Annotated in this window: 27 protein-coding genes and 1 tRNA gene; 16 read left to right on the forward strand and 12 right to left on the reverse strand. The window is 64.0% G+C overall.

The features are described 5' to 3' along the window. Positions 1-9: 9 nt before the first annotated feature. Positions 10-801 (forward strand): sugar isomerase domain-containing protein, encoded by a 792-nt coding sequence (locus tag LB553_RS13630; RefSeq protein WP_224513914.1) that lies wholly within the window; start codon positions 10-12, stop codon positions 799-801. 45 nt (positions 802-846) lie between these two features. Here the strand turns inward: LB553_RS13630 and LB553_RS13635 are convergent, their stop codons facing one another. Further along, positions 847-1,029, reverse strand: coding sequence for a hypothetical protein (locus LB553_RS13635; RefSeq protein ID WP_224513915.1), 183 nt, complete (start codon positions 1,027-1,029; stop codon positions 847-849). A gap of 301 nt (positions 1,030-1,330) precedes the next feature. Here LB553_RS13635 and LB553_RS13640 point away from each other — a divergent pair, with 301 nt between their 5' ends. Further along, positions 1,331-1,765 carry a hypothetical protein gene (locus tag LB553_RS13640; RefSeq protein ID WP_224513916.1) on the forward strand — a complete coding sequence of 145 codons (435 nt, stop codon included), beginning with the start codon at positions 1,331-1,333 and terminating at the stop codon, positions 1,763-1,765. A 77-nt stretch (positions 1,766-1,842) separates the two neighbouring features. On the opposite strand, the gene LB553_RS13645 is transcribed toward LB553_RS13640, so the two are convergent. The 3 genes from LB553_RS13645 to LB553_RS13655 all read right to left on the reverse strand — a co-directional run bounded on the left by LB553_RS13645 (position 1,843) and on the right by LB553_RS13655 (position 4,191). Further along, positions 1,843-3,033 carry an NADH-quinone oxidoreductase subunit D gene (locus LB553_RS13645; protein WP_224513917.1) on the reverse strand — a complete coding sequence of 397 codons (1,191 nt, stop codon included), beginning with the start codon at positions 3,031-3,033 and terminating at the stop codon, positions 1,843-1,845. Positions 3,034-3,096: 63 nt separating this feature from the next. Continuing rightward, a complete protein-coding gene (locus LB553_RS13650) occupies positions 3,097-3,492 on the reverse strand; it encodes a hypothetical protein (protein ID WP_224513918.1) in 396 nt (131 codons plus the stop codon). Positions 3,493-3,573: 81 nt separating this feature from the next. After that, positions 3,574-4,191, reverse strand: a complete 618-nt coding sequence (locus LB553_RS13655) for an alpha-ketoglutarate-dependent dioxygenase AlkB (RefSeq protein ID WP_224513919.1) — start codon at positions 4,189-4,191, stop codon at positions 3,574-3,576. Positions 4,192-4,311: 120 nt separating this feature from the next. Between LB553_RS13655 and LB553_RS13660 the strand changes: the two genes are divergently transcribed. Next, complete coding sequence (locus LB553_RS13660; RefSeq protein ID WP_224513920.1) at positions 4,312-4,527, forward strand: KTSC domain-containing protein; 216 nt, start codon at positions 4,312-4,314, stop codon at positions 4,525-4,527. A 382-nt stretch (positions 4,528-4,909) separates the two neighbouring features. Here the strand turns inward: LB553_RS13660 and LB553_RS13665 are convergent, their stop codons facing one another. The 3 genes from LB553_RS13665 to LB553_RS13675 all read right to left on the reverse strand — a co-directional run bounded on the left by LB553_RS13665 (position 4,910) and on the right by LB553_RS13675 (position 6,828). Then, positions 4,910-5,389 carry a carboxymuconolactone decarboxylase family protein gene (locus LB553_RS13665; RefSeq protein ID WP_224513921.1) on the reverse strand — a complete coding sequence of 160 codons (480 nt, stop codon included), beginning with the start codon at positions 5,387-5,389 and terminating at the stop codon, positions 4,910-4,912. Between the two features lie 105 nt (positions 5,390-5,494). Then, complete coding sequence (locus LB553_RS13670; RefSeq protein ID WP_224513922.1) at positions 5,495-6,463, reverse strand: RNA polymerase sigma factor; 969 nt, start codon at positions 6,461-6,463, stop codon at positions 5,495-5,497. Between the two features lie 275 nt (positions 6,464-6,738). Further along, positions 6,739-6,828, reverse strand: a tRNA-Ser gene (locus tag LB553_RS13675). A 460-nt stretch (positions 6,829-7,288) separates the two neighbouring features. On the opposite strand from LB553_RS13675, the gene LB553_RS13680 reads away from it, so the two are divergent. The 4 genes from LB553_RS13680 (at position 7,289) to LB553_RS13695 (ending at position 10,131) form a co-directional block, all read left to right on the forward strand. Further along, on the forward strand, positions 7,289-7,972 hold the full coding sequence (locus tag LB553_RS13680) for a hypothetical protein (protein ID WP_224513923.1): 684 nt from the start codon (positions 7,289-7,291) through the stop codon (positions 7,970-7,972). Positions 7,973-8,054: 82 nt separating this feature from the next. Beyond that, positions 8,055-8,381: a hypothetical protein gene (locus tag LB553_RS13685; RefSeq protein WP_224513924.1), complete on the forward strand. Its 327-nt coding sequence runs from the start codon at positions 8,055-8,057 to the stop codon at positions 8,379-8,381. Between the two features lie 237 nt (positions 8,382-8,618). Beyond that, on the forward strand, positions 8,619-9,608 hold the full coding sequence (locus LB553_RS13690; protein WP_224513925.1) for a BMP family lipoprotein: 990 nt from the start codon (positions 8,619-8,621) through the stop codon (positions 9,606-9,608). A 97-nt stretch (positions 9,609-9,705) separates the two neighbouring features. Further along, positions 9,706-10,131 (forward strand): GNAT family N-acetyltransferase, encoded by a 426-nt coding sequence (locus LB553_RS13695; RefSeq protein ID WP_224513926.1) that lies wholly within the window; start codon positions 9,706-9,708, stop codon positions 10,129-10,131. Positions 10,132-10,142: 11 nt separating this feature from the next. Here the strand turns inward: LB553_RS13695 and LB553_RS13700 are convergent, their stop codons facing one another. Further along, positions 10,143-10,550 (reverse strand): hypothetical protein, encoded by a 408-nt coding sequence (locus tag LB553_RS13700; RefSeq protein ID WP_224513927.1) that lies wholly within the window; start codon positions 10,548-10,550, stop codon positions 10,143-10,145. Positions 10,551-10,572: 22 nt separating this feature from the next. After that, positions 10,573-10,782, reverse strand: a complete 210-nt coding sequence (locus LB553_RS13705; protein ID WP_224513928.1) for a SlyX family protein — start codon at positions 10,780-10,782, stop codon at positions 10,573-10,575. 264 nt (positions 10,783-11,046) lie between these two features. On the opposite strand from LB553_RS13705, the gene LB553_RS13710 reads away from it, so the two are divergent. From LB553_RS13710 to deoA, 6 genes are read left to right on the forward strand one after another with little or no spacing between them, the layout of a single operon-like run. Next, positions 11,047-12,579, forward strand: a complete 1,533-nt coding sequence (locus LB553_RS13710) for an ABC transporter ATP-binding protein (RefSeq protein WP_224513930.1) — start codon at positions 11,047-11,049, stop codon at positions 12,577-12,579. Next, positions 12,576-13,715 carry an ABC transporter permease gene (locus LB553_RS13715; RefSeq protein WP_224513932.1) on the forward strand — a complete coding sequence of 380 codons (1,140 nt, stop codon included), beginning with the start codon at positions 12,576-12,578 and terminating at the stop codon, positions 13,713-13,715. The genes LB553_RS13710 and LB553_RS13715 overlap by 4 nt, the downstream gene beginning before the upstream one ends. A 1-nt stretch (position 13,716) precedes the next feature. Beyond that, positions 13,717-14,688 carry an ABC transporter permease gene (locus tag LB553_RS13720; RefSeq protein ID WP_224513934.1) on the forward strand — a complete coding sequence of 324 codons (972 nt, stop codon included), beginning with the start codon at positions 13,717-13,719 and terminating at the stop codon, positions 14,686-14,688. 60 nt (positions 14,689-14,748) lie between these two features. Next, complete coding sequence (gene cdd, locus LB553_RS13725) at positions 14,749-15,141, forward strand: cytidine deaminase (RefSeq protein WP_224514043.1); 393 nt, start codon at positions 14,749-14,751, stop codon at positions 15,139-15,141. Further along, positions 15,138-15,959 (forward strand): purine-nucleoside phosphorylase, encoded by an 822-nt coding sequence (locus LB553_RS13730; RefSeq protein ID WP_263484051.1) that lies wholly within the window; start codon positions 15,138-15,140, stop codon positions 15,957-15,959. The genes cdd and LB553_RS13730 overlap by 4 nt, the downstream gene beginning before the upstream one ends. After that, positions 15,959-17,275 carry a thymidine phosphorylase gene (gene deoA, locus LB553_RS13735; RefSeq protein WP_224513939.1) on the forward strand — a complete coding sequence of 439 codons (1,317 nt, stop codon included), beginning with the start codon at positions 15,959-15,961 and terminating at the stop codon, positions 17,273-17,275. Before LB553_RS13730 ends, deoA begins: the two co-directional genes overlap by 1 nt. Positions 17,276-17,281: 6 nt before the next feature. On the opposite strand, the gene LB553_RS13740 is transcribed toward deoA, so the two are convergent. The 3 genes from LB553_RS13740 to LB553_RS13750 all read right to left on the reverse strand — a co-directional run bounded on the left by LB553_RS13740 (position 17,282) and on the right by LB553_RS13750 (position 19,816). Continuing rightward, complete coding sequence (locus LB553_RS13740) at positions 17,282-17,848, reverse strand: TIGR02281 family clan AA aspartic protease (protein ID WP_224513941.1); 567 nt, start codon at positions 17,846-17,848, stop codon at positions 17,282-17,284. Positions 17,849-18,053: 205 nt separating this feature from the next. After that, on the reverse strand, positions 18,054-18,683 hold the full coding sequence (gene upp / locus LB553_RS13745) for a uracil phosphoribosyltransferase (protein ID WP_224513943.1): 630 nt from the start codon (positions 18,681-18,683) through the stop codon (positions 18,054-18,056). 158 nt (positions 18,684-18,841) lie between these two features. Then, positions 18,842-19,816 carry an adenosine deaminase gene (locus tag LB553_RS13750; RefSeq protein WP_224513945.1) on the reverse strand — a complete coding sequence of 325 codons (975 nt, stop codon included), beginning with the start codon at positions 19,814-19,816 and terminating at the stop codon, positions 18,842-18,844. A gap of 168 nt (positions 19,817-19,984) precedes the next feature. Between LB553_RS13750 and ubiE the strand changes: the two genes are divergently transcribed. From ubiE to coaBC, 3 genes are all read left to right on the forward strand, one after another. After that, positions 19,985-20,761: a bifunctional demethylmenaquinone methyltransferase/2-methoxy-6-polyprenyl-1,4-benzoquinol methylase UbiE gene (gene ubiE / locus LB553_RS13755; protein WP_224513948.1), complete on the forward strand. Its 777-nt coding sequence runs from the start codon at positions 19,985-19,987 to the stop codon at positions 20,759-20,761. 58 nt (positions 20,762-20,819) lie between these two features. Next, positions 20,820-22,394 carry a 2-polyprenylphenol 6-hydroxylase gene (ubiB, locus tag LB553_RS13760; protein WP_224513950.1) on the forward strand — a complete coding sequence of 525 codons (1,575 nt, stop codon included), beginning with the start codon at positions 20,820-20,822 and terminating at the stop codon, positions 22,392-22,394. Between the two features lie 72 nt (positions 22,395-22,466). Next, positions 22,467-23,945 (forward strand): bifunctional phosphopantothenoylcysteine decarboxylase/phosphopantothenate--cysteine ligase CoaBC, encoded by a 1,479-nt coding sequence (gene coaBC, locus LB553_RS13765; protein ID WP_224513952.1) that lies wholly within the window; start codon positions 22,467-22,469, stop codon positions 23,943-23,945. Positions 23,946-23,964: the final 19 nt, after the last annotated feature.

The following is a 23,964-nucleotide window of genomic DNA, read 5'->3' on the forward strand; positions in this document are numbered from 1 at the left end:
AGTACCGAAGTGTCCGATCTCTACATCCCCCGTCTCGTCGCCCTCATCGAACAGGCATCGAAGGCCAATGAAGAAGCCTTCAGCCAGGCGGCGAGCCGCTTCGCCGACACGCTGCAAAATGGCGGACTGGTCCATCTCTACGGCTCGGGCCATTCGGTGCTGCCGGCGCAGGAGATGTTCCCGCGCTACGGCAGCTTCGTCGGCTTCAACCCGCTCACCGACCCGCGCGTGATGTGGCACAACGTGCTCGGCGCCGGCGGCGTGCGCGAGCTTTTGTGGCTGGAGCGGACCGAGAGATATGCCGAGAAATTCTTGGACCATCAGCCGCTGAACGAGGGAGATTCCATCATCATCTTCGGCCATAGCGGCCGCAATTCGTCGGGGATCGACACCGCGCTCTACGCCAAGAAGCGCGGCATCTTCGTCGTTGCCGTCACCAGCAAGAACAATCTTGACAAGCCGGCCACACACTCCTCCGGCAAAAGGCTGGCGGATGCGGCCGACCTCGTCATCGACACCTGCTCGCCGATCGAGGACGCGGTGGTGCCGATCGAAGGCTGGAGCCGCCCGGTGGCGGGTTCCTCGACGGTGTTGGCGATGATCATGGCGCATGAGCTGCTCGCGCGCACCGCCGAGCAATTGTCGAAGCGCGGCATCGAGCTGCCGGTCTTCGCCTCGCCGACCATTGCGGGCGTCACGCTGCACGACACAGACGTCATCTACGGCGTCTACCGCGAGCGCATGATCGAAGCGCAGAAGAGGCACCTGCCCACCTTCCAGGCGACGATGCGCGGGGAATGATGACGGCGCATGGGAGGAGCATTCGGCGCGCCTCCCGCAAGGCTATCAACGCCGGCGAGGCCTGGTTACGGAATGCTTGGGCGGCGCGTCATTCTCGTCGGGATTGGGGATCGGCTCCTCGTCGGGCAGCCGGTCCGGATCCGGCTCGCGCACCGGCTTCGGCTTCGGGATTGGCGGCGGGGTGGGCACCGGCGTGGGGGATGGGTCCGGATTGGGGAGAATGGCCATCGCGTTTTCCTTCCGCTCTGTGCCCGACAAGCTTTGCTGCGATCCAAAAACCGGGATCTCCTGCCCGACCTTAAACGATGGTGTGATCGCCGCCGCATTCAGACGCTTCGTCGGGAGGGATCGGCAGCGCAGGCTGGCAGAACGGCCACGCCCGCGGATGGTTCCCGCACGATCGCGCGGCGCGATGGCGGCAAGCGGCGATCAAATGATTCTGCGCGCCTGTTCCGGCTCTTGCCGGCGACTGGCCGTGCCTTAGTTCCATTGCCAGCGGGTGGCCAATTTGCCGATACAGGAGACGGCCGTGAAGCACCAAACCCTTGACCAAATCAACGCCGTTGCCGACGTTCATGCCGAAGCACCGGCTCTCATCGCCAATCGTGGCCAGCGCCTCGAGCGCTGGGCGCAACTTCTCGAACAAGACCCCGGCCGCCGCCTCACGGCGCTGACGGGCACCGAATACGCTTCGCCTGATGTGCGTCAAAGAATGCGCACGGACGGATCGGCGATCACCGTCGCTTTCGAGGATCCGATCTTTCGCGCGCAAGGCTTGCGGGACGACACCTACGGTGAAGCCAGGCGCTTCTTCGAAATGAGCGACTGGCAGTTGCATGAGGTCGTCTGCCATTGCCACGTCGGCGCCAACATGCCGGCCCGCTGGGCGGCATCGCGCGTGCGCGCGGCGATCTCTCCGGGAGCGGGCATTTTTGCCTGGCTGAGAGCGGTGTTCATGCATTAGAGCGGTTGCGTCGGCGGGATCGCGTCGGACTCGACGGTTGACGGAAACGAAGGAGAGGCGCCGGGCTCTCCTCCGCGTCAGCGGTCGATCTCGCCGAAGACGATGTCGAGCGAACCGATGATCGCCGCGACATCCGCCACCATGTGCCCGCGCGACAGGAAATCCATCGCTTGGAGATGGGCGAAGGAGGGCGCGCGTATCTTGCAACGATAGGGAATGTTGCTGCCGTTCGAGACCAGATAGACGCCGAACTCGCCCTTCGGCGCCTCGACCGCCGCGTAGACTTCGCCAGGCGGCACGCGGTGGCCTTCGGTATAGAGCTTGAAGTGATGGATGGTCGCCTCCATCGAGCGCTTCATGATGGCGCGCCGCGGCGGCGTGATCTTATGGTTGGGCACCGCGACCGGACCCCGGCCATCGGCCGAGCGGAGCTTTTCCAAGCACTGCCGCATGATCCGCACGGACTGGCGCATCTCCTCCATACGCACCAGATAGCGATCATAGCAGTCGCCATGCTTGCCGATGGGGATGTCGAAATTCATCTCCGAGTAGCATTCATAGGGCTGCGCCTTGCGCAGGTCCCAGGCAGCGCCCGAGCCGCGCACCATGGGGCCGGAGAAGCCCATGCCCCAGGCGTCGTCGAGCGAGATCACGCCGACATCGACATTGCGCTGCTTGAAGATGCGGTTGTCGGTGAGCAGGCCTTCGAGATCGTCGCAAGCCTTCAGGAACGGATCGCAGAAATCCCAGATGTCGTCGAGCAGCTTTTCCGGCAGGTCCTGATGCACGCCGCCGACACGGAAATAATTCGCGTGCATGCGGGCGCCGGATGCGCGTTCATAGAAAACCATCAGCTTCTCGCGTTGGGCGAAGCCCCAGAGCGGCGGCGTCAGCGCGCCGATGTCCATGGCCTGCGTGGTGACATTGAGAAGATGCGACAGGAGCCGGCCGATCTCGCAAAACAGCACGCGGATCAACTGGCCGCGCCGGGGGACGGACAGTTCGAGCAGCTTCTCGGCGGCGAGGCAGAAGGCATGCTCCTGATTCATCGGCGCGACATAATCGAGCCGGTCGAAATAAGGCAGGGCCTGGAGATAGGTCTTGTATTCGATGAGCTTCTCGGTGCCGCGATGCAGGAGCCCGATATGCGGGTCGGCACGGTCGACGATCTCGCCGTCCAGTTCGAGCACCAGCCTGAGCACGCCATGCGCCGAAGGGTGCTGCGGCCCGAAGTTGAGCGTGAAGTTGCGGACCGCGGATTCGGTCATGACGGCCTCCGCAAGAGTGAGGATCGAATGCGGACCGCGGCCCGTCGACCGCCGTCCGCCGCGTCAGGCCGTCGTCTGGATGATCAGCGTCAGCGTGCCGTCACCGTCGATGTTGGCGGCGACGACCTGCGAGGAGTTCAGCCCGTTCGCGTGCAGGACCGACGTCGCCTCGGGCGAGGCGTCGACCGAACTCTGCAGCTTGGCCAGTTCCTTGGCCGTCGTCCTGGTGACTATGGCTTCGGCCTGCGCCTTCACTTCCGAAGGCAAGTCCTCCATCGCCACCACGACGATGTTGGTGACATTCTGGGCAGCAGCGTCCTGGCCGGGCTGCGGCTGGCCGGGGATGGGCTCCTGGGCAGGAGGCAACGCTTGCGGCGGCTGCGGATCGGCGCGTTGAGCCGAAGCGGGCTGCGCCAATGCCATTGCCGACAGCGTCAGGACCATCGTCAACATACGCATCGTCTTTCCTTTCGGTCTCGAAATTCTGACGACACAACCCCGCGGGTCCGGCGATGGTTCCCGGATAGTCGCCGGTGCGGCTTAAAGAGCCCGCATTGTCCGCAACGTAACCGAATAGCGATGGCGTTCGACCGGCGGGATGGAGTGTTCCCACTCGTTCCGCGCCGGGCCGGCCATGAGATAGATGGATCTGGGCTCGACCTCGATCGTTTCACGGTCCCATGCCGCGCCGTTCTTGCGGCGCAGCCGGAAGTTGCAGGGCGCCAGGAGCGAGACGCCCGCAACGAGCTCGAAATGCGGTTTGTCCCGGTGCCAGCCTATGCCGGCGCCGGGACGATACTCGTTGATCAGCACCTGTGCGAATTCGGCTGCCGGGACGCCCGCGAAGGCGGCGACCTTCGCCCGAAGCGGCAGCAGGAAGTCCGGAATCGGTGGCGCTTCGAGCACTTGGCGGCGCTCATAATCATAGCGCAGGCCGAAGCCGACGACCTGTCTGTTGGCAAGATGGCCGTGGAAATCGAACGGCTTGAAAGGCAGGTGCTGGATGTGACCGACGAGTTCATCTTCCTCATCGCGGGTAATCAGGTCCGGCTGGTAAGAGAAGCCTTCAGGCACGCTTGCGGGCGGCAGGCCGGTGGGCGCACCGAAGAGATCGCCCTGGAAAGCGCCCCCGCCGGTTCGGTTCCTGACTGATGACATGGCGCTGAGATAGGCAATGAGAGCGCTTCTGCAAGGCCGGTCAGGCATGGTGGAACCGAGGGGCGCACGAAGGATTAAGAGTTGGAAGAAGGATTAAGAGTTGGAAGCAGGAGGCGGCACATGCCTTCCACCGCGATCCGGAATATCCATTACGATCCGTCGAGGCGGATCCTTTCGGTATGGTTCGTCCCAACCGGCAGGCAATACAACTATGAGGACGTGGGGCCCGAGGTCTATACGGCTTTCAAGGCGGCGTTCTCGAAAGGGCAATTCTTCAACGAATTCGTGCGCGATCGTTTCAGATATCACCTGGTCGAGCACGAAGGTCGTCATTGAGCGCTATGGCCGGTGCACGGAGGGTTGGCTGGGAGTTGCAGCGGCCAGCCGGGCGACGCTATTGGATGGGCGGCCTGTCGGGCGAGGCTAGGTTCAACTCAACGGCCAGAATGGGCATGGGGACTCGGATACGCTCGTTGCTTTGATAGACGACACCGAGGCAATTGCGGTGCCGGTCAAAGCATCGAAGTTCTGGCGCCATATGGGCGCTGCGATGAATCCCAGGCCTTGTCGGGCTCGGTGCGAACGAGTTGCACGCAGCCATGTAGCCCTCCGGAAAGTTGGAGCGGTTCGCGCTGCCTTGCGGACAGGTGGCGGGGCAGCGCCAACCCGGCGAACGGATGCCATTGCCCACCGCTCGCCGAGAATTGGCGCCGCGCCGCTACTTGTTGGCAGTGGTGTCGCCGCCCAGATCCTTCTTGAACTGCTCGAAGTCCACCTGCATGCCGTTGAAGATCGTGCTCCAATGCCGTGTGATGGCCGCCATCGCCACCGCCTCCTTGATTTCGGCGTCGGTGGCGCCCGCCTGCCGGGCCGAGACCGTGTCGGACCAGATGCAGTAGTTGCAAGGGATCTGCGCCGATACGGCGAGGGAGATCAGGGCTTTGGTCTTCACGGTCAGGGCGCCGTCGCTGAACTCGAGAGCCTTGGTTTCCGCCCAGGCTCCGGGCAATCCGCTATCGGGAAACGCCTTGAGGAAATCCGGCACCTTGCCGAAGGTCTGTTCGATATCCTTATGGGTTGTGGCGAGGGCATTGGATGCATCGTCGGCATAAGCGGGCGATGGAACATAGATTAGAAATGCCGCGGTGCCGCCGGCGGCCAGCATCCGCGCGAAGGTGGAAAGCAAAGCGGTCATCATGGAACTCCTCCTGGTCCGGGGGGACCACTGCGGTCCCTATGGGAAAGAGATGCATTCGCAGCCGCAAAAGTTCGCTCGGCGAGAACGAGCGATAGTTCGTTGGCGTCAGTCCATCGGAAACGGAGGACGCGCAGCCATATGAAGGTAGAGACGCTCCACCTGCGCTGCGCCCTCCTTCATGACCATCACGACGCCGGGCGGGCAGAGATAGGGCGTTTCCGGCGGATTGGCGATCGCAGCCTCGAGCACGGTGATGTTGTCGCTTGCCATGATCCGCTTCGGCTGGACCCGCACGCCCGTTTGCAGATCGGAATCCATCTCCGCATCGAAATGTTCCCGGCCGCGGAAGCGGTTGCCGGTGGTTGACCAGATCAGTTGCAAGTCGTCGGAGAAATGCGAGAGGAACTTGTCGCGCTGCCCGCAATAGAGCGTGCGGAAGGCGTCTTCATAAAATGACCGGCGTTCCGCCTGGAGTTGCTCGTGCGTCTCGTCGCGGTCGCCTGCGGCGGACAGGAGCAGCTCGGACAGTCTGATCTTGGCATCGAACAGCCGGCTCCGCACGGTACCGACCGGAACACCGAGGATGGTCGAAACCTCCTCATAGGAATTGTAGAAGCTGAAATAGCGCAGCATGACCGTGGCGCGATGTTCTTCCGGCAGCTTCCGCAATGCCGCCCACACCCAGTCGCGCAGTTCGCGAGTTTCGATGCCGGTCTCGATCCGCTCGTCGTCCGGCATGTCGCGGAAATGCTGCTCCGCCTGCGCGCCGCCGATCTGCGGCCGGCGCTGCCGCCGCTCGATCAGGCAGCAGTTTCTGAGAATCGCGTGAAGCCATCCGCCTACGGCCGCGGGCTCGCGCAATTGGTCGAGCCGCGCGAGAGCGGTCAGGAAAGTGTCGTGAACGGCATCCTCGGCATTGCTCGTGTAGCCGAGCAGCGATACGGCTGCCGCATAGAGCTGCGGCCGGTGGCGTTCGAACAGCAGACCGAGGCTGTGCACCTGGCCATTCCTGGCCTCCATGACCAGCGCCGCATCGCTGGTTCCTTTCCGCTGCGCAAGGCTCACATGCTCCATACGCGCCTCCGGATTTCGACATTATCATCATCCAAGATGCCTCGCGGAAAGGAAAGTTCGCTTGATGGTCGAGATTTCTGCTCGGATGGGCAGCAGTTCGCGTTCGCCCCGCACTGATACCAGCGGTTTCGGCAATTTTTGCCCGGCGGTCTGAATGGGGCGGAGCTTAACAATCGAGCAGCATCGGAGCGACACAGGTGGTACCGGCGTGCAGGCACGGCTGTGGGGCACGCTCACAAAAAACTAATTCAACGCTTAGGAGCCCGATGCAAGGCTGGCGGAGAGAGCGGGATTCGAACCCGCGTTACGGTTTCCCGTAAACACACTTTCCAGGCGTGCGCCTTCAACCACTCGGCCACCTCTCCGTCGTTGACATCTCGCGCCGGCCGGTTTCGCCGCGCGGGTTGGGGAGATGCTCCCATGGGAAGTCCTCAACGGATATGTGGTATGCCCTCAACCGGCAGGCAACCCTTCCCTGCGCCGGTAGCCGTCTAGGCAAACAGGCGCGGGGCTCATCTAGTCGATCCGAAAGCGAATGCCAAGCCATAATGGCGTTGCCGCGGCTTTTGCCGCGGAGCGAGCCGAGGGCGCGGGTCAAGAGGGGCGATCCGTTCGAATGATGTGCACAGGCCCATCGTGCCGCGCCGGTGATGCTTGACTTCACCTCCGCCCGGCTGTCGACTGCGCTAAATCTTTGTTTTCATGCTATCCCGGTGAACGGTTGCGAGCTTTCCCTGGAATTGCCAGTTCGGTTTTTGCAATTTCCGACGAAAAGCCGCCAGGCGGCCTTGCCGGAATTGCTTGGGCGAGGGGCATCGTCCTGGCATGGCGTCGATCGACCAGCAACCCGCGGGGCGACCGGACAGCGGACTTTCCTTCATCCCGGTGGCGTGGCTCGTCATCGTCATGGGCTTGTCGGCCTATGGCCTGATTGCGAACTGGCGGCTGATCGGCGACTTCAGCCTGCCCGAAAATGCATTCCTGCTCGTCTATGGCGGCTTGACCGGCGGCGTGATCACCATCCTGTGGGGATTGTACCTGCTTGGCCTTGCCTTCAACCGCTCGGCCCGCTTCCCGCGCCATTACACGATCTGGCAGATCGCTATCATCATCTGGCTCGTCCTGCGCCAGGCCTATGTGTCCTACGCCTTCGTGTTCTCGGTCGAGGCGCTGGGCTTCACCGTGGCCGAGATCGCGATCGGCCTTCTCTGCATCTATCTCCTGCGCAACGGTTCGGGCTCCGAGACCGTCTATGCCAATCCGGAGACCGAGCGGCCGCCGGTCCTGGTCTCGATCCTTGCCGCGCTGCTCGGCATCCTGCTTGGCGGCGCGATCGGCGCCTGCGGCGGGTTCTTCGCCGGCTCCCTGATCGCGGACCTGACGCATATGAGCTGTTTCGAGGGCGCCTGCGGATTTTTCGCGGCTTTTGTCGGCCTGGGCGGCCTGATCGCCGGCGGCATTTTCGCCATCTGGCGGGTGAACCGGCGCAAGCCGGCGCGGGCTCGCTAATTTCACGGGCCGCGATTGCGCGGGAACCACGCACGCTCTATGTCGATTGGGGGCTAGACGGGAGCGTTCGGGGAGAGCGTCGATGTTGCGTTTCATCTTTCGGCTGGCAGCCATGATTGCGCTGTCGATCTCCGTCATCATGGCGGTGATCGACACGACACGCTCTGTCGCAGCATCGGCGCTGGTGATGACGCCGCTCAACACAAGCTGGCTGGCTGTCTCGCCGGATACCCACGCGGCCTTCGAGACTTTCGTGCGCGCCAAGACAAGCTCGCTGGTCTGGGACAGCGCCGTCGCCTGGGTGCTCGCGCAGCCTGGTTTTGCCGTGTTCGCGGTGCTTGCCTTCCTGCTCTACGCCATCGGCTATCGGCGCAAGCGCCGTGGCGCGGAATTCGCCCCAAGTCCCTGAAGGCCCTAGTTTTGACGCTGCTGCGGACGGGTCGGCCACGGCGAAACGCAGAGTCCAACCGCCGGTAACCGCTTTTTCCAACAGGTCAAAATTCCACGTGAATTTTGTTTCGCGCCGTGCCAGATTGACCGCGAGCGGGAGGGGAAAAACACTTCCTGCCTGGCGCCGCAAGCCCGCCGGAGAACCGGGCGGGCAGGCGGTGCAAAACGGAAAAAAAACCGACAGGGTGTGGATCACATGAAACGTATCGTTCTCGGCCTTCTGGCCGCAACCGCAATGGTTCTTCCGGCTTTCGCCGCGGATGTCCAGCCGGCTATCCTTTATGATCTGGGCGGCAAGTTCGACAAATCCTTCAACGAGGCCGCCTATCATGGCGCGGAGAAGTTCAAGGCCGAGACCGGCATCCCCTATGTCGAATTCGAGGTCTCCAACGCCTCGCAGCGCGAGCAGGCGCTGCGCCGCTTTGCCGAGGACGGCCGCAACCCGATCGTCATGGCCGGCTTTGCCTGGGAGGACGCGCTGAAGAAGGTCGCGGCCGAATATACCGATCTGAACTTCGCCATCATCGATGATGCCGTCGACCTGCCCAATGTCCGCTCGCTGGTGTTCAAGGAGAATGAAGGCTCATACCTCGTCGGCATCCTGGCGGCGATGGCGTCGAAGTCGAAGAAGGTCGGCTTCGTCGGCGGCATGGACATCCCCCTGATCCGCAAGTTCGAATGCGGCTATGTCGGCGGCGCCAAGTCGGCCGGCGCCACCGAGGTGATCCAGAACATGACCGGCGACACGCCGGCTGCTTGGAACGACCCGGCCAAGGGCGGTGAGATCGCCAAGACGCAGATCGACCAGGGCGCCGATGTGGTCTACGCGGCTGCTGGCGGCACCGGCGTCGGCGTGCTGCAGGCGGCAGCCGATGCGGGCAAGCTCGGCATCGGCGTCGATTCCAACCAGAACGGCCTGCAGCCCGGCAAGGTGCTGACTTCGATGCTGAAGCGCGTCGACGTTGCCGTCTACAACGCCTTCATGGACGGCAAGAACGGCACCTTCAAAGGCGGCGTCGAAAATCTCGGCCTGAAGGAGGGCGGCGTCGACTACGCTATGGACGACAACAACAAGGCGCTGGTGACCGATGAGATGAAGGCGGCCGTCGAAAAGGCCAAGGCCGATATCATCGCCGGCAAGGTCCAGGTCCACGACTATACCGCCGACAACAATTGCCCGTATTGACCGGCAGTTGAACCAGAGCGGTTCAGCGATTGAACCGCTCCGACTTTTTGTCTTCCACCGCCGGGCCAACGCCCGGCGGTTTCATTTGGAGACGGTGATGCAGCCTGCAATTGAAGCGATGGCCGAGGACGACGTCGAACCAATGGCGCGGCTTCGGCTCAAAGCTTTCTTCGAGGGCACGGATCGGACACTCGACGAGGACATGGCCGGCCTGCGCGGGCTGATCGCCGGCGATGGCTTCGAGGCCGCCTTTGTGGCCCGCGACCGCGGCCGGCCGGTCGGGAGCTGCCTGCTCGTCCGCGACGAGATCAGTTCGCCGCATAATCTGACGCCATGGCTGGCCGGACTGGTCGTCGAGCAAGCCTATCGAAGCGGCGGTGTCGGCACGGCGCTGGTCAGAACCGTCGAGGCCCACGCAGCGACGGCCGGTGTCGGCACGCTTGGCAGGCGCGCGGCTTTTACGAAGCGCTCGGGTGGTCGGCAGTCGAGACTTTCGAGCAGGACGGCGCGCCGATGCTTCTGATGTCACGCGACCTATAGCGTGCCGGCGAGATAGCCGAGCGCAAAGGCCGCCACCAGGGCAAGCGCGATGACAAAGCCCAGCCTGCCGCCGAGCGAATGCAGGCCGACCCCATAGGGCTTGCGGTCGAGCCGGTGGATCATCGGCGGCGGCGGTTCCATCTCGCGGGCGGCGACGCCAGCCAGCCGCGTCTGCATCTGCGGCAGTTCGGCAAGACGTTGCGTGACCAGCTCCCAGCGGTTGCTGCGCTCGTCAGGCCCCGCGGGATCGAAGACGCGCAAGCGCTCGGCCAGCCGCAGCACCATCTCGCGAAAGGCGGGATCGATCTCGAGGTCGCGCTCGGCGCGGGCGCGTTCCCTGTCGTTCATCAGGCCAAAGACATAATCGCCGGCCCTGGCGACATTGTCGCTTTCACTGGACATGGCCGTTCTTCCCCATGGCTCCTCACCAATGCGGCGGCTTGGTCACCGGCACGTCGGAGGCGGTCTGCTCCTCCAATTCCAGGAAACGGTCGGCGAGGGCTATGAGCTTGCGCTCCATGCGCTCGATCACCTTCCATTGTTCGGCGATCTGGCCGGACAATTCCTCGATGGTCTTTTCCTGCTCGGCGGCGCGGATTTCCAGCGTCGTCAACCGATCGTCAGGCATGGCCATGCAAACCGACCCTTCGAATGTGAAGCCTCCACCCAAGCAGATATTCGTGGGATGCCCACAAGTATCTGCTTATGCTCTGTTGGTTCTCGCAGATTCTGATCGCAAAACCGTGGGACACTTTTGCGGAACCTGCTCAGGTTCGAAATTGACAAGGACGCGGGGATTTGTCGAGAGTGAATGGCGTTCCGGCCAATTGGCACGGGCGGGGCATCATGCTAGGCATTTTGACCAAGCGATAAAAAAATAACGAGTGGGACAGGCTGCATGGCGCAAGCCGCAATCGAGCTCATAGGCATCAACAAGAGTTTTGGCGCCGTACGCGCCAACCGCGACATCAACCTGGAGGTCGCGCGCGGCACCATCCACGGCATCGTCGGCGAAAACGGCGCCGGCAAGTCGACGCTGATGTCGATCCTCTACGGTTTCTACCAGGCCGACAGCGGCGAAATCCGAGTCGGCGGCAAGCCGGTGTCGATCAACACGTCAAACGACGCCATCGCGCTCGGCATCGGCATGGTGCACCAGCATTTCATGCTGGTCGACAATTTCACGGTGCTGGAGAACGTCATCCTCGGCGCCGAGAACGATGTGCTGCTGAAGAGCAGCATCGCCAAAGCGCGCTCGGAACTCGACCGGCTGGAGCGCGAATACGGCCTCGAGGTCGATCCCGACGCCATCATCGAAGAGCTGCCGGTCGGCCTGCAGCAGCGTGTCGAAATCCTCAAGGCGCTCTACCGCGGCGCCGAGATCCTGATCCTCGACGAGCCGACGGGCGTCTTGACGCCGGCCGAGGCCGACCATCTCTTTCGCATTCTCAAGCAATTGAAGGATCAAGGAAAAACCATCGTGCTCATCACGCACAAGCTGCGCGAGATCATGGCGATCACCGACACGGTTTCGGTGATGCGCCAGGGCACGATGGTGGCGACCCGGGTGACGAAGGAGACCACGGTCGGCGAACTGGCCGAGCTGATGGTCGGCCGGCGCGTGCTTCTGCGGGTCGAGAAGGGCCAGTCGGAAGCTGGCGCCGTAAAACTCTCGGTCAAGAACCTGACGGTGAAGGATTCGCGCGGCGTCACCATGGTCGACAACGTCTCCTTCGACGTGCGCGGCGGCGAGATCGTCGGCATCGCCGGCGTTGCCGGCAACGGCCAGTCCGAACTGCTGGAGGCAATCTCCGGCATCCGACATGCGGTTTCCGGCGAGGTGATGCTGGAAGGCAAGCCGATCGATCTCACCGGCAAGGCCGATCCCGGCGAATTGCGCGACCGGGGGCTCGCCCATGTACCGGAGGACCGCCACCATGTCGGACTGGTGCTCGCCTTCGAGGAGAACGAGAATTCCATCCTCGGCTATCATGACGACGAGCGCTATCTGAAGGGGCCGTTCCTCGACGTCGATGCCATCATGGCCGACGCTAAGGACAAGATTGAGAAATACGACATCCGCCCGGGCAATCCGCGGCTGAAGACAGCTAATTTCTCCGGCGGCAATCAGCAGAAGATCGTGCTGGCCAGGGAGATGGAGCAGGATCCGGGCGTGCTGATCGTCGGCCAGCCGACGCGCGGCGTCGATGTCGGCGCCATCGAATTCATCCACAAGCGGCTGATCGCCATGCGCGACCAGGGCAAGGCGGTGCTGGTGGTCTCGGTCGAGCTTGACGAGATCCGTTCGCTGTCCGACCGCATCCTGGTGATGTTCGCCGGCCGTGTCGTCGGCGAGCGCGGCCCTGATGCGACCGAAGGCGAGCTCGGCCTGCTCATGGCCGGCGTCGAGCACCAGGAGGCCGCCGAATGAGCACGCCTTACGCCAAGCTGCCGGCCTGGGCCGATTATGGGTTGATTCCGGTGATCAACCTGGCGGTCGCCTTCATCGTCGCCGGCTTCGTCGTCATGCTGGTCGGGGAAAATCCGTTCCGTGCCGCCGTCATCCTGGTCGAAGGCGCCTTCGGCAAGGGCACAGGCATAGCCTTCACGCTCTTCTACGCCACGACCTTCATCTTCACCGGGCTGTCGGTGGCGGTGGCGGCGCATTGCAGCCTTTTCAACATCGGCACCGAGGGCCAGGCCTATATAGGCGGCCTGGGCATCGCGCTGGTGTGCCTGAGCTTCGACAGCGTGCTGCCCTGGTGGGTGATCTTTCCCATCGCGATCGTTGCCGCGGCGGCGTTCGGCGCGCTGTGGGGCCTGATCCCGGCCTATCTGCAGGCCAAGCGCGGCTCGCACATCGTCATCACCACCATCATGTTCAACTTCATCGCGGCCTCGGTGATGGTCTATCTGCTGGTCGGCCCGCTGAAGCCGGCCGGCTCGCAGGCGCCGCAGACGCGCAATTTCCTCGCCGGCGCCGAACTGCCGAAGCTCAACTGGATCATCGAATTGTTCGGCGCCAAGATACGTTCCGCGCCGCTCAACATCTGCTTCCTGCTGGCGCTGGTCATGGCCTTCCTGGTCTGGCTTTTGATCTGGCGCACCAGGCTGGGCTATGAGATGCGCACCTATGGCCACAGCCCGAAGGCGGCGCGCTACGCCGGTATATCGGAAACCCGCATCATCATAACCGCGATGATGATCTCGGGCGCGCTGGCCGGCATGATGGCGCTCAACCCGGTGATGGGCGACCAGCACAATGTCGCGATCGATTTCGTGTCCGGCGCCGGTTATGTCGGCATCGCGGTGGCGCTGATGGGCCGGCTGCATCCGGTCGGCATCGTCTTGGCGGCGATCCTGTTCGGCATGCTCTACCAGGGCGGCGCCGAGCTTGCCTTCGAGATGCCGGCAATCAGCCGCGACATGATCGTCATCATCCAGGGCCTGGTCATCCTCTTTGCCGGCGCGCTGGAACACATGTTTAGGCCTTACATCCAGGCGCTGTTCGCCTCCGTCAGCCCAAAGTCGGTCGGCATGCAGGCGGTCAAAGGCACGGGGGCCTGAGATGGACATGTTCAACGCAATCGTCCAGGTGCTCGATTCGACGATCCGCCTTTCGGTGCCGCTGCTGCTCGCCTGCCTGGCGGGCCTCTATTCGGAGCGGGCCGGCATCTTCGACATTGGCTTGGAAGGCAAGATGCTGGTCGGCGCCTTTGCCGGAGCTTCCGCCGCCGCCGTCTTCCACTCGGCGCTGATCGGTCTCGGCACGGCGGTGCTGATCTCGGTCGCCTTCGCGCTGGTGCACGGCTTTGCCTCGATCACGCATCGCGGCAACCAGATCGTCTCCGGCGTGGCCATTAATTTCATCGCCGCCGGATCGACCATCATCCTCGGCCAGGCCTGGTTCCAACAGGGCGGGCGCACGCCGGCGCTGCAGCCGGGCGAGCGCTTCGAAGCGATCACCTGGCCCGGCGCCGACGCGGTCAGGGATGTGCCGGTCATCGGTCCGATCTATGGCGAGCTAATCTCCGGCCATTCGATCCTGGTCTATTTCGCCTTCGCCATGGTGCCGTTCACCTGGTGGGTGTTGTTTCGCACCCGCTTTGGGCTGAGGATGCGTGCCGTCGGCGAAAATCCCGCCGCCGTCGATACCGCCGGCATCTCGGTCGCCTGGCTACGCTATCGCGCGCTGATCTGCACCGGCATTCTCACCGGAGTCGCCGGCGCCTATCTCTCGATGGTGCAGAATGGCGGCTTCGTGAAGGACATGACTGCGGGCAAGGGCTATATCGCGCTGGCAGCGCTCATCTTCGCCAAATGGAAGCCGGTCAACGCCATGTTCGCCTGCCTTTTGTTCGGCTTCCTCGATGCCGCAGCAATCCGCCTGCAGGGCTCGCCGCTGCCGATCATCGGCAAGGTGCCGGTGCAGTTCATGCAGGCGCTGCCCTATGTGCTCACCGTCATCCTGCTCGCCGGCTTCATCGGCAAAGCCATCCCGCCGCGCGCCGGCGGCGTGCCTTACGTGAAGGAACGCTAAGGCGCAATTTCGTCCAGCGGCGACCGGCATTTGAACAAGATCGTGGGAGAGAAGAACCGGATGTCGCATGATCTGTTCGAGGCGGCGAAGACGGCGATGGCCAAGGCCTATGCGCCCTATTCGAAGTTCCCGGTGGGCGCAGCGCTGCGCACGGAGGACGGGCGCGTCTTCACCGGCGCCAACATCGAGGTGGCGTCCTATCCGGAAGGCTGGTGCGCGGAGACGACGGCGCTTGGCCACTACATCATGGGCGGCGGCGGCAAGATCATCGAGATCGCGGTGATCGCCGAACGCATGGCCAAATGCTCGCCCTGCGGCGGCTGCCGGCAGCGGCTGGCGGAATTCTGCCGGCCGGAGACGAAGCTCTATCTGTGCGACAATAGCGGCGTGGCCGAGACGGTGACCATGGGCGACATGCTGCCCTACGGCTTCAGGGGCGACATATTGAAATGAAGAGCGGGGCTGAAATGAAGGAAGCGCTGGATCATCTGGTCGAGAAGCTGGACGGGCTGGCGCCCACAGTGGCGCTCGTGCTGGGCTCGGGCCTCGGGGGGCTGGTCGATCAGGTCAAGGATGCCAGGCGCATTTCCTATGCCGAATTGCCGGGATTCCCGCGCAGCGGTGTCTCCGGCCATGCCGGCGAGGTGGTGGCCGGGCATTTCGCCGGCACGCCGGTGCTAATGTTGTCCGGCCGGGCGCATTATTACGAGCATGGCAACGCGGGCGCGATGCGTCCGGCGCTTGAGGTGCTTGCCGGCATCGGCATCTCGCACCTCATCCTCACCAATGCCGCCGGCTCGGTGGACCCAGAAATGGGACCGGGCTCGGTGATGCTGATCACTGACCACATCAATTTCTCCGGCTCCAACCCGCTGATCGGCGAGCCGAGCGACCGCCGCTTCGTCGGCCTCACGGAGGCCTATGATGCGGGCCTGCGCAAGGCGATCGAGAAAGCGGCGAAGGCAACGGGAACCGCGCTGCATCAAGGCGTCTATATGTGGTTCTCGGGACCATGCTTCGAAACGCCGGCCGAGATCCGCATGGCGCGCGTCATGGGGGCCAACGCCGTCGGCATGTCTACCGTGCCGGAGGTCATCCTCGCCCGCTTCCTCGGGCTCAAGGTCGCCGCCTGCTCGGTCGTCACCAACCTGGCGGCCGGCATGACGGGAGCGGAACTCTCACACCAGGAAACCAAGGACATGGCGCCGGTCGGCGGCGCGCGGCTGGCGACGATCCTGCGGCGCGTCTTCCAGGACGGCTTGCCCGACTGATGCTTCCGCAGGAGATCATCCGTCGCAAACGCAACGGCCACAAACTCTCGGCCGACGAGATCGCAGCCTTCATTGCCGGGCTGACGGCCGGCACCATCTCCGAGGGCCAGGTCGGCGCTTTTGCGATGGCGGTTTTCCTCAACGGCATGAGCCGTGAGGAAGCCGTCGCGCTGACGATCGCCATGCGCGATTCCGGCGACGTGCTCGACTGGTCCGACCTGCCGGGCCCGGTCACCGACAAGCATTCGACCGGCGGCGTCGGCGACAATGTCTCGCTGATGCTGGCGCCGATCGTCGCCGCCTGCGGCGCTTATGTGCCGATGATCTCGGGCCGCGGCCTCGGCCACACCGGCGGCACGCTGGACAAGATGGATGCCATCCCCGGCTATGCCAGCCAGCCGGACGTGGCGCTTTTTCGCAAGACGGTGCTCGAGACCGGTTGCGCCATCATCGGCCAGACTGCCAATCTCGCGCCGGCCGACCGCCGGCTCTACGCGATCCGCGACGTCACCGGCACGGTCGAATCGGTCCCGCTGATCACCGCCTCGATCCTGTCGAAGAAGCTGGCCGCGGGCTTGGGCTCGCTGGTGCTCGACGTCAAGGTCGGCAACGGCGCCTTCATGGAAAAGTCGCGCGACGCGGCCGCCCTGGCGAACAGCCTGGTCGAGGTGGCCAATGGCGCCGGCCTGAGCGCCTCGGCGCTGGTAACGGGTATGAACGAGCCGCTGGCCTCGGCCGCCGGCAATGCGGTCGAGGTGAAGAATGCCGTCGATTTTCTCACCGGCCGCTATCGCGACCGCCGGCTGGAGGAGGTGACGCTGGCTCTCGCCGCCGAGATGCTGCAGGCGGCGGGCCTCGTCTCGTCCTACCAGGACGGTACCAGGCGCGCCACCGAAGCGCTCGCCGGCGGCCGTGCCGCAGCCGTGTTCGCGCGGATGGTTTCCGCGCTTGGCGGTCCCGGCGATTTCATCGAGAAGCCGGAGAATTATCTGCCGACGGCGCCGGTCGAACTGGCCGTCAAAGCGGAACAGGAAGGGTTCGTGACCGGCATCGCCACGCGGGACATCGGGCTTGCCGTCGTCACGCTCGGCGGCGGGCGCTCCCATCCGGACGACAAAATCGATCATGCCGTCGGTCTGACCCGGCTGTTGCCGGTCGGCGCCGAGCTGCGCCCGGGCGAGGCGCTGGCGCTGGTGCATGCCCGCACCAATGCGGAAGCCGAGGCGGCGGCGGCGGCCGTGCGGGCGGCTTATACGATCGGCGGTTCCAAACCGCCCGCCGAAAAGACCGTGCTCAGGCGGATACTGCCGCGCTGATCGGACTTACTGGACGAGCAGCAGCGCGCCGTTCTGGACCTGGTATTTCTGCAACCGCTGCAGGAAGCTCATGCCGATCAGGTTGGTCTGCAACGCTTTGTCGTCGAGTACCATCGCCTGGACGCCGTCGACGGAGATCTTGCCGATCTGCAGGCGCTCGACCGTCACCACGGCGGCTTTAATCACCCCGTTGGCGGTGTTCACCTGGCGATTGAAGTCGGACGGGTTGAGCGAGATGCCGATCCTGCGCGCGGTCGAGGCGTTGATGGCGACCAGCGTCGCGCCGGTGTCGATCAAGCCGTCGATCTGGCGGCCGTTGAGCTTGAACTGCGACGTGAAGTGGCCGCGCCCATCGGCGTTGACCAGCACCTGGCGGCCGAGCGGCATCGGCGTCGGCGGTTTGTCCGGGACCGAAGCGAGATTGACCTGCGGCTGAGCTTCCGGTGCTGCCGGCTGCGAGGCGACGGTCGACTTCAGCAGGCCGTCCACCAGATGCGGGTTAGCCTGATAGACGATCGGAATCGAAGCCGAGGTTCCGGCAAAGATGCCGAGGATAAGAAGCTTGCGCAGCATGGATGCCCCCTGGAGCGTTTCATCGTTTCAAGGAAACGTTGAACCGCTCTATCCCTTTGTTTCGGGGCAATTCCGAACGGAAAACCGCTTCACACTTTCCTGGAATTGCTCCCGAAGGCAGCATCCTTAAGCCCGGCATGGTGTGTACGACTTTAACGCGTGCGGGAACCGCAAGCTTGCGTAAACGGCCAGTTAAGAAGGGCGCTCACTTTGTCCCGTACATGCGGTCGCCGGCATCGCCGAGGCCGGGCATGATGTAGCCCTTGTCGTTCAGCTGCCGGTCGATCGAGGCGGTGAAGATCGGCACGTCCGGATGCGCCTTGGTGAAGCGCTCGATGCCTTCCGGCGCGGCCAGAAGGCAGAGGAAGCGGATGTTGGTGGCGCCGCGTCCCTTCAGCTTGTCGATCGCGGCGATCGCCGAATTGGCGGTTGCCAGCATCGGATCGACGACGATCACCAGACGGTCGGCAAGGTCGCTCGGCGCCTTGAAGAAATATTCGACCGCTTCCAGCGTCTCGTGGTCGCGGTAGAGGCCGATATGGGCGACGCGGGCGGCCGGCACTAGGTCGAGCAGGCCCTCGAGCAGGCCGTTGCCGGCGCGCAGCACCGAGGCGAAGACCAGCTTCTTGCCTTCCAGCGTCGGCGCCTCCATCTCCTCGATCGGGGTCTCGATCATGGTCGTGGTCAGCTCGAGATTGCGGGTCACCTCGTAGCCGAGCAGAAGCGAAATCTCACGCAGCAGCCGCCGGAAACCGGCCGTCGAGGTCTCCTTCTTGCGCATGATGCTCAACTTGTGCTGGACAAGGGGGTGGTCGACGACGGTGACGCCCTGCATGATGTGCTCCGACTGGTTCGGGGTAGTAGTCAGTAGTGAGTAGTGAATAGTGAGCCGATTTGCGAGTCCTTGCCTCGGGGAAAGCTCCGGCCTTCAACCGATCTATGCGCGCTCGGCCAAATGCATAACTACTGACTACCGACTACTCCCCTACTCACTCACCGCACCTTCACGTCTAACCGGCCTAGCAGCATCGCCTTGGTCTTCTTATCCACGAAGGCCGCCTCGATGGCCGTCCGAGTGATGCCGGTGAGCGCCTTGTCGTCCATGCGGAAATGCTCGGCGGCGATATCGTATTCGCGCTTCAGCGAAGTCCAGAAATAGGGCGGGTCGTCGGAGTTGAGCGTCACCTTGCAGCCGGCGGCGCGCAGCGCCGGAAAGGGGTGGTCGGCGAAGCTGTCGAAGACTTTCAGCGCGATGTTGGAGCCTGGGCAGCATTCCAGCACCACGCCCTGGTCGGCTATGCGGCGGACAAGGTCGGGGTTCTCGATGGCGCGAACGCCATGGCCGATGCGGGACGGGCGGATGTGGTCGAGAGCCGCCGCCACACTTTCCCAGCCCATCAGCTCGCCGGCATGGATGGTGATGCCGAGGCCCGCTTCGCGCGCGATCTCGAAGGCGCGCACATAATCTTCGAAATCGCCGATGCGCTCGTCGCCGGCGACGCCGAAACCGGTCACCAGCGGATGACCGCAGCGCGCCGCGAAGCGCGCCGCCTGCTCGATCGCCTCGACGCCGACATGGCGCACGCCGGTGACGATCATGCGTCCCTCGATGCCGGTCTTGGCTCTCGCGCGGGCCATGCCTTCGCCCAGCGCATCCGTATAGGCTTTTGGCGACAGCCCGGCCTTTTTGGCATGATCCGGCGAGGTGAAAACCTCGGAATAGATGGCGCCATCGCGGGCGAGGCTGGTCAGATAATAGTCGGCAAGGCGCGCATAATCCTCTTCACTGCGGAACAGGTCGGAAGCGAAATCGTAAGCCGCGAGAAACGAGGTGAAATCGTGCCAGACGAAGGAGCCGTCCTGGATATAGGGCGAAGGATCCTTGCCGTATTTGCGGGCCTGGCTGAGGACAAGCTCGGGCGCTGCCGCCCCTTCGATGTGGCAGTGCAGCTCGGCCTTCAAAATCATGCGGTCATCCCGTCCGGTATGCTGCTCTCGCACAGGTGCTGGCCGGAAAATCATGTAAGACCTTTCCCGGCAGGGTTTTGAAAGCGCGGCCGAAAACCGCGCCTTGGACAATAGCGTCGGCACCATCGATCGGCTATGGTCCCGCCGATTTTATGGCGGATCAAAATAATGTCAGTTGAGAGAACCACGGCCGCGGGCGGCATGGAAACCTCCTATGGTTTCAGAAAGATCGGGGCAGGCGAGAAGCAGCCCCTGGTCAACGACGTCTTCCATAAGGTGGCCAATCGATACGACCTGATGAACGATCTGATGTCGGCCGGGTTGCATCGGCTGTGGAAGGACGCGATGGTCGCCTGGCTCAATCCGCCGAAGCGGCCGGGCTGGAAAGTGCTCGATGTCGCCGGCGGCACCGGCGATATCGCCTTCCGCATCGTCGAGGCCAGCCAGCGCCAGGCCCATGCCACGGTGCTCGACATCAATGGCTCGATGCTGACCGTCGGCCGCGACCGCGCCGAGAAGCTGGGGCTTGCCGCAAACACCGATTTCGTCGAGGCCAATGCCGAGGCGCTGCCGTTCGAGGATGATAGCTTCGACGCCTATACGATCGCGTTCGGCATCCGCAACGTGCCGCGCATCGAGGTCGCGCTTGCCGAAGCCTATCGCGTGCTGAAGCGCGGCGGACGGTTTCTGTGCCTGGAGTTCTCCGAGGTCGACATGCCGCTGCTCGACAAGACCTATGAGGCCTGGTCGTTCAACGCGATCCCCAGAATCGGCAAGGCGGTGACAGGCGACGATGAGCCCTACTCTTATCTGGTCGAATCCATCCGTAAGTTCCCCAACCAGCAGAATTTCGCAGCGATGATCACCCGCGCCGGCTTCGACCGCGTCACCTTCCGCAACTATTCGGGCGGCATCGCCGCCCTTCATTCTGGCTGGAAGCTTTGAGGCGCAGCCCTTTGCAGCAGGCCGCTTTGAAACAGGCCCCTTTGAGGCAGGCAGCGCTATGAGCAGCGTCGCTGCCGCCTTCAGGCTCGCCCGGGCCGGCTGGGTGCTGGTCCGCGAGGGCGTCGTCGCGGCGTTGCCGGGCGAAGAGCTCTCAGGCATGCCGAAATTCGGCTGGCGCGTGGCGCGGCTTTTCACCCGCCGCCGGGCGTTGAGCTATCAGCGCGGCGACAGGCTGGCGCGGGCGGTGGTGCGGCTCGGACCCTCCTACGTCAAGCTCGGCCAGTTCCTGGCGACGCGGCCCGATGTCGTCGGCAACGACATGGCGCTGGATCTCGCATTGCTGCAGGACAAGATGCACACTTTTCCGAGGGTGGAGGCGGTTCATGCAATCGAAGCCTCGCTCGGACGCAGGATAGACGACCTCTATGCCGGCTTCGGCGAGCCGGTGGCGGCGGCTTCGATCGCGCAGGTGCACTGCGCCGAAGTCGTGCGCGAGGGTAGCCCTTCGCGCGTGGCGGTGAAGGTCATCCGGCCCGGCGTGCGGCGCCGCTTCTTTCAGGATCTCGAAAGCTACTTCCTTGCCGCCCGCCTGCAGGAGAAATACATCCCCGCGTCGCGCCGCCTGCGCCCGGTCGAGGTGACCGAAACGCTGGCGCAGACCACCAGAATCGAGATGGATCTGAGGCTCGAGGCGGCCGCGCTTTCGGAACTCGGCGAGAACACCAAGGACGATCCGGGTTTTCGCGTGCCAGCGGTCGACTGGGAGCGGACCGGCCGCGATGTCCTCACCATGGAGTGGATCGACGGCATCAAGATGAACGATCTGGCCGGCCTCGCCGCTGCCGGCCACGACCTCAGGGCGATTGCGGCCAATGTGGTCCAGTCGTTCCTCAGGCACACGTTGCGCGACGGCTTCTTCCATGCTGACATGCATCCGGGCAACCTGTTCGTCGAGGCCAACGGCACCATCGTCGCCGTCGATCTCGGCATTGCAGGCCGGCTCGGCAAGAAGGAGCGGCGCTTCCTCGCCGAGATCCTCTACGGCTTCATCGTGCGCGACTATCAGCGCGTCGCCGAGGTGCATTTCGAGGCGGGCTATGTGCCGCGCCAGCACAATGTCTCGGCCTTCGCTCAGGCGATCCGCGCCATTGGTGAGCCGATCCACGGCCAGTCGGCCGAGACCATTTCGATGGCGAAGTTGCTGACGCTGCTGTTCGAAGTCACCGAGCTGTTCGATATGGCGACGCGGACCGAGCTGGTGCTTTTGCAGAAGACCATGGTGGTGGTCGAAGGCGTCGCCCGCACGCTCGATCCGGCCTTCAACATGTGGAAGACATCCGAGCCTGTGGTCAGCGACTGGATTGCGGGCAATCTCGGCCCGCGCGGCATGCTCACCGACGTGCGCGACGCGGGCAGAGCCTTTGTGTCGCTGGCAAGGCAGGCGCCGGATCTTGTGGCCCGCACCGAGCGGCTGTCGCGTGAGATCGATTTGATGGCGGAAAACGGCCTGCGCTTCGACGAAGCGACCGCGAGCGCGATAGGCAGGGCCGAAGCGCGCCACACCCGCTCCGGTCGCGTTGCGCTGTGGGTGATTGCGCTGACGCTGATCTACATCACCTGGAAATTGCTCTGACCGCCATGCGGCTTGTCACCGATTGATTGCACTGCTATCATTGCAAGCACTAGCTGAAGCGAGTGCAATCACATGGCCAGCATCACGATTCGCAATCTGGATGACGAGGTCAAGGACCTGCTCCGGCAACTCGCGGCCGAAAATGGCCGCTCGATGGAGGAGCAGGCGCGGGCGATGATACGCGCCGCAGTCGAAGGCCGGGCAGGGCAGGCCGACCGTATCGGTCAGATCGAGAAGACGCTGCGCGCGCTGGCGGACTCCAAGGAACAGGCGACGCCGATTGTTGCCACTACCGGCAGGCCAGTTCCGAGGGGCTCGCTCTCCGGCAAGCGCGTCCTGCTCATCATCGGCGGCGGCATTGCCGCCTACAAGACGCTCGACCTGATCCGGCGGTTGCGCGAGCGGGGCGCTTCGGTGCGGGTGGTGATGACGTCGGCGGCGCAGGAATTCGTCACCACGCTGTCGGTCGGCGCGCTTTCGGCCGACCATGTCTTCACCGAGCTGTTCGACCGCAAGGACGAGCACGATGTCGGCCATATCAGGCTGTCGCGCGAGGCCGATCTGCTGGTTGTCGCGCCGGCCACCGCCGACCTGATGGCGAAGCTCGCCAGCGGCCACGCCAACGACCTTGCTTCGACCGTGCTTCTGGCCACCGACAAGAAGGTGCTGATGGCGCCGGCGATGAACCCGAAAATGTGGGCGCATCCGGCAACCCGGCGCAATCGGGCGACTTTGCTGAAGGACGGCATTATCTTTGTCGGTCCCGGCAAGGGCGAAATGGCAGAGAGTAACGAAGCGGGCGAGGGCCGCATGGCCGAACCGCTTGAGATCGTCGCTGCGATTGAGGCCATGCTCGACGAGAAGCCGAAGCCGCTTGCCGGCCGCAGGATCATCGTCACCTCCGGGCCGACGCATGAGCCGATCGACCCGGTGCGCTACATCGCCAACCGGTCTTCCGGCAAGCAGGGCCATGCCATCGCGGCCGCGCTTGCGAAGCTTGGCGCTGATGTCAGGCTTGTCTCCGGCCCGGTCACCATCGCCGATCCGGCCGGTGTCGCGACCATTCACGTCGAAACGGCCGCGCAGATGAAGCAAGCGGTCGAGAGCCTGCTGCCGGCGGATGCCGGCGTGTTCGTTGCCGCCGTCGCCGACTGGCGCACGGAAAACGCCGCCGGCGAGAAGATCAAGAAGGTGGCGGGCAAAGGGCCGCCTTCGCTGCAGATGGTTGAGAACCCGGACATCCTGGCCGGCATCGGCCACCACGCACAGCGACCGGGCCTGGTCGTTGGCTTCGCCGCCGAGACGCAGGATCTGATCGCCAATGCCGAGGCCAAGCTGAAGAAGAAGGGCGCCGACTTCATCGTCGCCAATGACGTTTCGCATGAAAGCGGCATCGGTCCGTCCGGCGTGATGGGCGGCGACCGCAACAAGGTGCGCATCGTCTCCAGGACCGGCGTCGAGGAATGGCCGGAAATGGGCAAGGATGAGGTGGCGGCGCGGCTCGCCGCGCTGATTGCGGAGCGGCTGCAGCAGCAGACTGTCGAGGTCTGACCCGAGCGGCAAGCCGGCG

The organism is Mesorhizobium sp. CA8, from assembly GCF_020164955.1.
Classification (GTDB): Bacteria; Pseudomonadota; Alphaproteobacteria; order Rhizobiales; family Rhizobiaceae; genus Mesorhizobium.